We start from the raw sequence: 10,063 nt of genomic DNA on the forward strand, positions 1-10,063 counted from the left end.
ACCGGATCCGGTACCGCGGCCCTCGCCGTTGTCGCGCTCCGCCGTCAGCCCGCCTCGCCGAACCAGGTGGTGAGGGCGTGCCGCAGGGTGTCGGCCTCGGCGGCGCCGCCCGCGAAGGCGATGTGGCCGTCGGGGCGGACCAGCAGTGCGGCGGCGTCGATCCCGGGGTGCGGCTCGGCCGTCACGGTGTCGACCCGGTCGCTCCAGCCGCCGGTGTCCAGGCCCGGCTCCGCGCCCAGCAGGACGAGGAGCCCGCGCCCGGCGTGCAGCAGGCCGGTCAGCGGGACCGGACCGTCCGCGGTGCCGAGCTCGACCTCCGGCGCCCGCAGGCCCAGCAGCGGGTGCGGCTCCCCGGCGCCGTCCGGCAGCGGCAGCTCGTACCGCAGGCCGGCCCCGCCCGCGAGATCGACCAGGAACTGGTTCGGGCCGTCCAGCGCGAGCACCTCGCGCAGGATCTCCCGCAGCGGGCCGATCTTCTCCGCCGGGTGCAGCAGTGCGGTCTGCGCCTGGGTGGACCGCAGCGCGTGCCGCCCGGCCGGGTGGCGCTCCGCGTCGTAGCTGTCGAGCAGGCCCTCGGGGGCCCGGCCGTTCGCCACGGCCGCCAGCTTCCAGCCCAGGTTCAACGCGTCCTCGAAGGCCGTGTTGAGGGCCAGGCCGCCCAGCGGGTAGTGCACGTGCGCGGCGTCGCCGGCCAGCAGCACCCGGCCCGAGCGGTACTGCTCGGCCTGCCGGGCCGCGTCGTCGAACCGGGCCGCCCACAGGGGCTTGAGCGGCCCGAGGTCGATGTCGGACAGCCGGGCGACGGCCGCCTCCAGCTCCTCACCGGTCACCGGCGGCGCGTCGTCCACCGGGGGAGTGCCGAACTCGGTGGTGATCAGCCGCAGCCGGTCCGGGGCCACCGGCGCGCCCATGAAGAGCCCGCGCTCGGCATACCGGGCGCCGAACACCTCCGGTGGCACCTTCGCGAAGTCCACCTCCAGATCGGCGACGATGCCCGAGGACTCGGCGTCGCTGCCGGTGAAGGCGATCCCGGCCAGCTCGCGGACCGCACTGCGCGGCCCGTCGGCACCGACCAGGTACGCGGCCTCCAGCCGGTACGGGCCGTCCGGGCCGACGACGTCCACCACGACCCGGTCGTCGTCCTGGGCCAGGCCGGTCAGCTCGTGGCCGCGCCGGATGTCGGCGACGGCCCCGGAGGCCGCGGCCGACTCCCGGATCCGCCGCTCGACCCGCTCCTCGACCCGGGACTGCGGGAGCAGGAACGGGTAGCGGGACTGCCCGCCGGCCCGGTCCGGGTCCAGCCACAGCAGCGAGAAGTGCACCTGCGGCAGGGCCAGCCCGCTGCCCCGTAGTTCCTCGAAGAGCCCGCGCCGCTCCAGCGCCGCCACGGCGGCGGTGTTCAGCGCCACCCCGGCCGCCTCGCGCTGCTCGGCCGCCTGCTCCAGGACGACCACCGGTACGCCGGCCAGCGCCAGTTCGGCGGCGACCAGCAGGCCGGTGACGCCGGCGCCGGCGATCACCACCGGCAGTCCGGCACTCACGCGTCACCCGCCTCTGCGCCGGCCGCCGGGGTGCCGAACCAGGTGGTGAGGGCGTGCCGCAGGGTGTCCGGGTCGGGGGTGCTGCTCGCGAAGGCGATGTGCCCGTCGGGGCGGACCAGCAGCGTGGTGGCGGCGAGCTCGGGGTGCGGCTCGGCGCTCAGGGTGTGGACGCGCTCGCTCCAGCCGCTGACGTCGAGGCCGGGCTCCTCGCCGAAGCTGATCAGCAGGCCGTGACCGCTGTGCAGGTGGGTGGCGAGGGTGGTCGGCCCGTCCGGGGTGGTGAGTTCGAGGTCGGGGGCGCGCAGGCCCAGCAGCGGGTGCGGCTCCCCGGCGCCCTCGGGCAGCGCCAGGTCGTAGCGGACGCCGACGCCGGTCACCAGGGCCAGCAGGAAGTCGTTGACCTCCTTGAACTTCACCAGCTCGCCGAAGATCTCCCGGAGCGGGGTGATCTTGTCCAGCGGGTAGAGCAGCGAGACCTGCGCCTGCGTGTTCACGCAGACCCGCCGGCCCACCGGGTGGCGCTCCGCGTGGTAGCTGTCGAGCAGGCCCTCGGGGGCCCAGCCGTTCACCACGGCCGCGAGCTTCCAGCCCAGGTTGAACGAGTCCTGCAGGCCGGTGTTCAGGCCCTGGCCGCCGATCGGGTAGAACACGTGCGCCGCGTCGCCGGCCAGCAGCACCCGGCCCGAGCGGTACTCGTCCGCGAGGCGGGTGGAGTTGCCGAAGCGCGAGACCCAGGTGGTCTCCTCGAACTCCGGCACCGTGCCGGTGACGCGCTTGATCGCGGCCCGCAGCTCGTCGTCCGTCACCGGGACGTCGTCGCCGGGGCGCTCCTGGTCGAACTCCGTCGTCATCAGCCGCAGCTTGCGGCCGTTGTCGATCGGCACGTTCGCCAGCCAGCCGCCGGGGTACAGCTCCGCCGAGTACGCGACGGTCTGGCCCTCCTTCACCACGACGTCGCCGAGCACGCCGTAGAACGACGACCCGGTGCCGGGGAAGCCGATCCCCGCCAGCTTGCGGACCTTGCTGTGCCCGCCGTCGGCACCGACCAGGTAGGCGCCCTCCAGCCGGTACGGGCCGTCCGGGCCCTCGACGTCGACCACGACGCCGTCCTCGTCCTGCTCCAGCGCGACCACCTCGTGACCGCGCCGGATCTCGGTGCCGAGCTCGCGGGCCCACGCCTCCAGGGCGTGCTCGGTCTTCCACTGCGGGACGGCCAGCGTGTAGTCCTCGCGCGGGCCGACGGGACGCTCCAGCCAGAACAGGCCGAAGTGCATGGCCGGCCAGGCCTCCGTCTCCGGCGTCTTGAAGCGGTCGACGATGCCGCGCTGGTTCAGTACCTCGATGCTGCGCACGTGCAGGCCCAGGCCCCGGGACTCCCCGCTCGGCTCCGGCAGCTTCTCCAGGATGACGGCCTCGACGCCGGCCAGCCGCAGTTCGGCGGCGAGCAGCAGTCCGGTCGGTCCTGCGCCTGCGATGATGACCCTCTGGCTCACGGACGGGCTCCTTCTGGGAAGTACGAAGAACAGGGGAGGGGCACCGCGTGTACGCGGTGCCCCTCCGACGCTCTCGGACCGGCCTAAAGCAGGGCCTTCGCGGCCGCTAAAGCGGCGGCCCGCGGAGCTCAGCCCGTGGTGGGCAGCAGCCGGGTCAGCTCGCGGGCCAGCGCCGCCGCGTCCGGGTGGTCGTACGCGATCACGGCCGGCAGTTCGACGCCGAGGACGCCCACCAGGCGGTTGCGCAGCTCCAGCGCGGTGAACGAGGAGAAGCCCGCCTCCAGGAAGTTGTCCTCCGCGCCCAGCTCGTCCGGGGAGTCGTGGCCGAGCACCGTCGCCGCGTGCAGCCGGACCAGGCCCACCAGCGTCTCCGTCCGGGCTGCCGGGCTCTGCGCGGCCAGCTCGGCCCGCAGCGCCCGTGCGCGGTCGGCGTCCACCGGCGGCGCCTCGGGGAGCGGGGCCGCCCGCTCCTGCGGCGCCTCCTCCGGGGCCGGCGCAGGCGCGGCACTGCTTCGCCAGGCCGTCAACGCGGGCAGCACGGCAGCCAGTTGGGCGGCCAGCTCGGAGTCCTCGGGGGCGTCGGGGGCCAGCAGCCCGGCCAGCTCGGCGGCGCCGCCCTCGACGGCCGCCCAGAACCGGTCCTGCGCCGCGTCCGGGGCCTGCCCGGGAGCGGCCGGCTCCGAGCGGTCCAGCCAGAACGTCCGGTGCTGGAACGCGTACGTGGGCAGGTCGGCGCGGGGCGCCGGGCCGGGGCCGTGCACGGCGGCCCAGTCCACCTCGGCACCGGACACGTGCAGCCGGGCGAGCCCGGTGAGCAGCGCGGCGGCCTCCGGGCGGTCGCGCCGCAGCAGCGGCACCACCTCGGCGCCCGAACCGGCCGCCAGGGACTCCTGGACGAGCGGCGCCAGCACCGCGTCCGGGCCCACCTCGACGTACCAGCCGGTGCCCTCGCCCTGGAGCGTGCGCAGGCCGTCGTGGAAGCGCACCGCCTCCCGCACGTGCCGCACCCAGTACCCGGGGGAGGCGAGCAGCTCCGGCTCCGCCAGGGCGCCGGTCAGGTTGGAGACCAGCGGGATCACCGGCGCCGCGTACGCCAGGCCCTTGGCGACCCGCTCGAACTCGTCGAGCATCGGGTCCATCAGCGGGGAGTGGAAGGCGTGGCTGACCCGCAGCCGCCGGGTCTTGCGGCCCAGGGCCTGCCAGCGGGCCGCGATCTCCTCGACGGCGGCCTCCTCGCCCGAGACCACGGTGGACGCCGGCCCGTTGACCGCCGCCACCGAGACCCGGCCCTCGTACCCGGCGAGCGAGGCCGTCACCTGGCGCTCGGGCGCCCGGACGGAGAGCATCGCGCCGCCGGCCGGCAGCGCGTCCATCAGCCGGGCCCGCGCGGCGACCAGGGCGGCGGCGTCCTCCAGCGTGAGGACGCCCGCCGCGTGCGCCGCCGCCAGCTCGCCGACCGAGTGGCCGACGAGCACGTCGGGCCGCAGGCCCCAGGACAGCAGCAGCCGGTACAGGGCCGTCCCGACCGCGAACAGGGCGGGCTGCGTCCAGGCCGTCCGGTGCACCAGCTCCGCCTCGGGCGTGCCGGGCTCGGCGAACACGATGTCGCGCAGCGGGCGCTCCAAGTGCGCCGCGAAGGCCTCGCCGACCTCGTCGAAGGCCGTCGCGTACACCGGGAAGGCCTCGTACAGCTCCCGCCCCATGCCGGGACGCTGACTGCCCTGGCCGGAGAACAGGAAGGCCGTCCGGCCGCCGGCGGCCGCGCCCGCGGCGGGGCGCAGCAGGCCGGGGAAGTCGGTGCCCGCCGCCAGCGCGGCCAGCCCCTCCAGCCGGGCCGCCGACCCGGCGCCGACCACGGCCGCGCGGTGCGGCAGGGCCGTGCGCGCGGTGACCAGGGTCCGGGCGGTGGCGGCGACGTCCTGCGGGTGGGCGGCCAGGTGGGCGCGCAGCCGGCCTGCCTGGTCGCGCAGCGCCTGCTCGGAGTGCGCCGACAGCAGCCAGGGCAGGCCCGGGGCGTCGCCCGGCTGCTCGGCGGGTCCCTCCTCCTCGGTGGGTGCTTCGAGGATGACGTGGGCGTTGGTGCCGCTGATGCCGAAGGAGGAGACGGCGGCCCGGCGGGGGCGGCCGGTCTCCGGCCAGGGGGTGTGCTCGGTGAGGAGCGCGACGTTCCCGGCGGTCCAGTCGACGTGCGGGGACGGCTCGTCGACGTGCAGGCTGCGCGGGATCTCGCCGTGCCGGAACGCCTCGATCATCTTGATCACGCCGGCCACGCCGGCGGCGGCCTGGGTGTGGCCGATGTTGGACTTGATCGAACCCAGGTGGAGCGGGAGTCCGGCGGGGCGGTCCTGGCCGTAGGTGGCCAGGATGGCCTGTGCCTCGATCGGGTCGCCGAGCGTGGTGCCGGTGCCGTGCGCCTCGACCACGTCCACCTGGTCCGCCGTCAGTTCGGCGTTGGCCAGCGCCTGGCGGATCACCCGCTGCTGCGCGGGCCCGTTCGGCGCGGTCAGGCCGTTGCTCGCACCGTCCTGGTTCACCGCCGAGCCGCGCAGGACGGCCAGCACCGGGTGCCCGTTGCGGCGCGCGTCCGACAGCTTCTCCAGCACCAGCAGGCCGGCCCCCTCGCCCCAGCCCGTGCCGTCGGCCGCCGCCGCGAACGGCTTGCAGCGCCCGTCCGGCGCGAGCCCGCGCTGCCGGCTGAACTCGGTGAACACACCCGGCGTCGCCATCACCGTCGCACCGCCCGCCAGCGCGAGCGTGCTCTCGCCCGAACGCAGCGACTGCGCCGCCAGGTGGACGGCGACCAGCGAGGACGAGCACGCCGTGTCCACCGTCACCGCCGGGCCCTCCAAGCCCAGCGTGTACGCGATCCGGCCGGTCGCCACGCTGCTCGCGCTGCCGTGGCCGATCCACCCCTCGAAGCCGTCCGGCACGGCCTGGTACAGCCGGGCGCCGTAGTCGTCGTACATGACCCCGGCGAACACGCCCGTCCGGCTGCCGCGCAGCGCCGACGGGTCGATCCCGGAGCGCTCCAGGGCCTCCCAGGCGATCTCCAGCAGCAGCCGCTGCTGCGGGTCCGTGGCCAGCGCCTCACGCGGGCTGATACCGAAGAACCCGGCGTCGAAGTCGCCCGCGTCGTACAGGAACCCGCCCTCGCGGGCGTACGAGGTGCCCTGGTGGTCCGGGTCCGGGTCGTAGAGGTTCTCCACGTCCCAGCCCCGGCCGGCCGGGAACGGGCCGACCGCGTCCACCCCGTCCGCGACCAGCCGCCACAGCTCGGCCGGCGAGTTCACCCCGCCCGGGTAGCGGCAGGCCATGCCGACCACCGCGATCGGCTCGCGCCGCTCCGCCTCCAGGGTGGTGACCCGACGGCGGGTGCGGTGCAGGTCCTCGGTGACCCACTTCAGGTAGTCGACGAGCTTCTGATGGTCCGTTGTCTGGTCCGTCATCGGGGAAAACTGCCTTCTTCTCGGGCGCCTGCGGGGAAAGGGGTCAGAGCTCTGCCGGGCCTGCGCCCGTCGCGTCGGAACGGCCGAGCGTGGTGTCGATGAAGGCCATCAGCTCGTTGAGGTCCGCGTCGCGGATCGACTCGCTGACCGCCTCCTCGTCCGCCGCCTCCTCGACGGCCGCGGCCGCGGGCGCGCCCCAGCGGCCGAGCAGCGCGTCGAGCCGGGCGGCGATCCGGCCGCGGCCCACCTCGTCCAGTGAGGCGGCGCTGAACGCGGCCTCCAGCCGGTCCAGTTCGGCGAACAGGTGGTCGGCCGCAGCGCCCGGCCGGGGCTCCGCCGCACCGCGCAGGTAGCGGGCCAGCGCGACCGCCGTCGGGTGGTCGAACACCAGCGTCACCGGCAGCCGAAGGCCGGTCGCCGCCCCCAGCCGGTTGCGGAGCTCGACCGCCGTCAGCGAGTCGAAGCCCAGCTCCTTGAACGAGCGGTCGGCCGGCACCGCGGCCGGATCGGCATGGCCGAGCACCGCCGCGATCTCGCCGCGCACCAGGCGCAGCACCACCGCGTCGCGCTCCTCGGCCGGCACCGTGGCCAGCCGCTCCGCGAGCGGCTGCCCGCCACCGGAGCCCTGGCCCGGCCGGCGGACCGGCCGGCGCACCAGCTCGCGGAACACCGAGGGCACCTGGCCGGCCGAGCGCAGCGCCGCCGTGTGCAGCGTCGCCGCGAGCAGCAGCGGCTCCGGCGAGGCCAGCGCCAGGCCGAGCAGCTCCAGCCCGAGGTCGGACGGGATCGCGGCGAAACCGCTGCGGGCGATCCGGGCGTGGTCCGCCGCCGTGAGGTGCCCGGTCAGCCCGCCGCCGTCGGCCCAGCGGCCCCAGGCCACCGACACCGCCGGCAGGCCGAGCGCCCGCCGGCGGTAGGCCAGCGCGTCCAGGAAGGTGTTCGCGGCCGCGTAGTTGGCCTGCCCCGGCGCACCGGCGATGCCCGCCGCCGAGGAGAACAGCACGAACGCGGCCAGCCCGAGGTCCCGGGTCAGCTCGTGCAGGTGCCACGCCGCGTCGGCCTTCGGCCGCAGCACCGCTTCGAGCCGCTCGGGGGTGAGCGACTCCAGCGTCCCGTCGTCCAGCGCACCGGCGGAGTGCACCACCGCCGTCAGCGGGTGCCCGGCCGGCACGGAGGCCAGCAGGGCGGCCAGTGCCTCCCGGTCGGCCGCGTCGCACGCGGCGACCCGGACCTCGGCCCCCAGCGCCTCCAGCTCCGCCGCCAGTTCGGCCGCACCGGGCGCCTGCGGCCCGCCGCGCCCGGCCAGCAGCAGGTGCCGCACGCCGTACCGCTGCACCAGCTCCCGGGCGACCAGCCCGCCCAGCAGGCCCGTCCCACCGGTGATCAGCACCGTCCCCTCCGGGTCCAGCGCCACGGGCTGCGCCGCGCCGCCGTCCGCCCGGGCGAGCCGGGGGACGAGGACGGCGCCGTCGCGCACCGCGAACTGCCGCTCCTCGGCCGCCAGCGCGCCCGCCACCGCACCGGGCAGCGCCCGCCGCGAGGAGGGCAGCGCGTCCAGGTCGGCCACCGCGAACCGGCCGGGGTGCTCGTTGACCGCGCTGCGCAGCAGGCCCCAGACGGTCGAGCCGGCCAGGCCCGGCACGTCCTCCCCGGGAGCGGTCGCCACCGCGCCGGTGGTCACCGCGACCAGGGTCGCGTCGGCCGTCCAGTCCTGGACGGCCCACTCACCCGCGAGGGCGAGCGCCCGCCGGGCGCTCTCGTGCGCCCCCGGGAGGGCGTCCTCGCCGGCGGCGCCGTCGAAGGCGGCCAGGAACACCGCCGGGAGGGCGGCCCCCGCGCCGACGGCCGCTGCCGCGGCGGCGAGATCCGGGTACTGGACGGCCTTCACCCCGGCCGTCGCCAGCACGGCGGACAGCTCCAGCGGGTCGTCGCCGACCAGCGCCCACGGCCGGTCACCCGGCGCGGGATCGCCCACGGCGTCCGGCAGCCCGACCCAGGCGAGCCTGAACAGCGAGTCCCCGGCCCGCCCGACGGCCCTGGCCAGCTGCTCGTGCGAGATCTCCCGGAAGCCCAGCCGCTCCACCCCGCCGAGCGGCGCACCCGACTCGTCGTGGAAGGCCAGGGAGGCCGCGTCCGAACCCAGCCGGGACACCCGGACCCGCAGCGCCCGCGGCCCGGCACCCGCCGCCGGCAGCGTGACACCGTGCCAGGCGAACGGCAGCCGCACGCCGTCCGTCGGGCCGTCCTGCGCCGCCGCCAGCACCAGCACGTGCAGCGCGGCGTCCAGCAGCGCCGGGTGCACGGCGAAGCCGTCGGCCGCGCCGCCCTCGTCGGCCGGCAGGTCGAGCCGCACCTCGGCGTACAGGTCCTCGCCCTGCTGCCAGGCCGCCGTCAGCCCCTGGAACGCCGGCCCGTACACGTACCCGCGCGCGGCCAGCAGCTCGTAGTGGCCCGCGAGGTCGAGCTCGTCCGCACCGGCCGGCGGCCAGCTGCCCCCGGGCTGCGCCGTGCGCTGCGCCTCGGGGCCCAGCAGGCCGGACGCGTGCCGCGTCCACTCGGTGCGGTCCGCCGCGTCCTGCCCGGCGGCCGGGGTGGCCGGCCGGGAGTGGATGCTTACCGGCCGCAGCCCGGCGCCGTCCTCGGCGCCCACGCGCAGCTGCAGCTGGAGCGCGTCCTGGGCGCCGATCGCGACCGGCGCCTCCAGGGTCAGCTCCACCAGCTCCGGCAGGCCCGTCGCGGCCCCGGCGTGCAGCGCCGCCTCGACGAGCGCGGTGCCCGGCAGCAGGACGGCGTCCAGCACCGCGTGGTCGGCCAGCCAGGGCTGGGCGGCGAGCGAGAGCCGCCCGGTCAGCACGAGCGTGCCGTCCTCCGCGACCGGCAGCGCTCCGGTGAACAGCGGGTGCCCGCTGGCCTCCAGGCCGGGCCCGGCCCCGCCGCTCTCGGCGGCCGTCGGCACGTGCAGCCAGTGCCGGGTGCGCTGGAAGGGGTAGGTGGGCAGGCCCAGGTGGGTCGCCCGGTGCTCCGGGCGCCCGCCGAGCGTCCACTGCCGGACGGCCGTCCCGGTGGTCCAGGCCCGGCCGAGTGCGGTGAGGAACTGGGCGTGGTCGTCCTCGTCGCGGCGCAGCGTGCCCTGCACGTTCACGCCGTCCGCCTCCAGGTCGTCCAGGGTCTGCTGGACGCCGTAGGCGAGCACGGGGTGCGGGCTGCTCTCGACGAACTGCGTGTGCCGGTCGCGGACCAGCGCGCGGACGGTCTCGTCCAGCCGGACGGTCTGGCGCAGGTTGCGGTACCAGTAGTCCGGGGTGAGCTCGGTGGTGTCGATCACGTCGCCGGTCACCGTCGAGTAGAACGGCACGCCGGCGGCGCGCGGGGTGATGCCCGCGAGCAGCCGGGCCAGCTCGTCCTTGATGCTCTCGACGTGGTGGGAGTGGGAGGCGTAATCGACGGGGATGCGGCGGGCGCGGATGTCGTTGGCTTCGTAGTGTGCTTGGAGGGTGTCGAGTTCGGTGGCGGTGCCGGAGACGACGGTGGTGGCGGGGCCGTTGACGGCGGCGATGGAGAGGCCGGGGGTGAGGGTGATGTC

Annotated in this window: 3 protein-coding genes and 1 pseudogene; all 4 read right to left on the reverse strand. The window is 76.5% G+C overall.

Going from position 1 to position 10,063, the window contains the following annotated elements; genetic code table 11:
- Window positions 1–44: 44 nt before the first annotated feature.
- Window positions 45–1,541 (reverse strand): FAD-dependent monooxygenase, encoded by a 1,497-nt coding sequence (locus tag ACFUK0_RS38125; RefSeq protein ID WP_380258312.1) that lies wholly within the window; start codon window positions 1,539–1,541, stop codon window positions 45–47.
- Window positions 1,538–3,034, reverse strand: a complete 1,497-nt coding sequence (locus tag ACFUK0_RS38130) for an FAD-dependent monooxygenase (RefSeq protein WP_380258314.1) — start codon at window positions 3,032–3,034, stop codon at window positions 1,538–1,540. Before ACFUK0_RS38130 ends, ACFUK0_RS38125 begins: the two co-directional genes overlap by 4 nt.
- 128 nt (window positions 3,035–3,162) lie before the next feature.
- Window positions 3,163–6,453: pseudogene (locus ACFUK0_RS38135) on the reverse strand (type I polyketide synthase); the annotation flags it as partial.
- A gap of 70 nt (window positions 6,454–6,523) precedes the next feature.
- On the reverse strand, window positions 6,524–10,063 hold a 3,540-nt coding region (locus ACFUK0_RS38140), incomplete at its 5' end, for an SDR family NAD(P)-dependent oxidoreductase (RefSeq protein ID WP_380258316.1).

The sequence above is a fragment of the Kitasatospora sp. NPDC057223 genome (genome assembly GCF_042669755.1).
Lineage (GTDB): Bacteria > Actinomycetota > Actinomycetes > Streptomycetales > Streptomycetaceae > Kitasatospora.